The organism is Cedecea sp. NFIX57 (genome assembly GCF_900177785.1).
GTDB lineage: Bacteria > Pseudomonadota > Gammaproteobacteria > Enterobacterales > Enterobacteriaceae > Cedecea > Cedecea neteri_C.
Map to the genome: position 1 here is coordinate 1 of NZ_FXAS01000141.1, position 1053 is coordinate 1053.

Below are 1053 nucleotides of genomic sequence, written 5' to 3' on the forward strand. Positions count from 1 at the left end.
TAAAAGCTTTTATCAGGATTAAAACATCCGGAGTGGAAGCATTAATCCTGATAATGACTGGCTTCGTGATGAAAGGGATAATGGGTGGGAAGTATTTATCTCCCACCCACCTTTTCTGTCACATCATCAGAAACTTACACGGAAACCGGCATTCCCCGTCACCGGGGACTCCACATGCTCGCCCTTGCGGTAGTTGGCCTCAAGGTAAACGGATGCATTATGGGTCAGCTGAGAGGTTACGCCCAGCCCGTAACGCCCCGTGGTACCGGAGAAGTCGTTGTTGAAGTTGTATGCGTCATTCATGCGGACATTGTTGTCTTTATCAAACTCCTGCTCCACTGCGACAGTCACATACGGACTTACGGTCACGCCCCCGTTCAGGTCAAAGCGCTTCCCGGCAGACACCCCCGCTTCGCCGCGAATGGACTGCAGGCGGTCGGCTTTCGCCTCAAGGCCGTTACTCAGCTTCACGTCCTTCCCGTCCGCGGTGAAATACGACGCCCGAACATACGGCTCTACAAACATCGCCGCCGGCAGGGTGAAGCGATAGCCGGTTTCCAGGGATGCACCCAGCCCGTTCTGGTCAAAGTTGCCGGTAACGCTGCGCCCGGTTTCGGTCTGAGAGCGCACGTTGGTGCTGAAGTGGTTATATTTCACCACCCCGTCCACGTAATAACCCTGCGCCCCGAACCAGGTGGCGTACACCCCGGTACCCCAGCTGTCAACGCTGCTGCTGTTGCCGCGGTCCTGCTTCAGGTTGTTCTTCGAGTAGTTGCCGAACAGACCCAGCGCCAGTCGGTCATTACCGACATTGAGGATTTTATCTCCGCCGAGCTCCATGCCGTTCTGTTCCAGACGGTAAGCGGCGGTGCCGGCGGCGTGAACGTGAGTGTTGTTATTCAGGTAGCGACCCCAGACACCGCCCTCATCCTGGCTGCCGTTCTGCAGGTCACCCCGACGGGAGCGGACGCTCTGCATTTCACCGTCAGAGATAAACAGCCCGGAGGACAGGGCGCCGAGCAGGGCATCGGTGGAGCGGGTGGTTTTATCGGT

The 1053-nt window shown here is 57.3% G+C and carries 1 protein-coding gene; it reads right to left on the reverse strand.

Annotation, left to right across the window (positions count from 1 at the left end; all coding sequences use genetic code 11):
- Positions 1–126: 126 nt before the first annotated feature.
- On the reverse strand, positions 127–1053 hold a 927-nt coding region (locus B9Y90_RS26300; RefSeq protein WP_139827534.1), incomplete at its 5' end, for an autotransporter outer membrane beta-barrel domain-containing protein.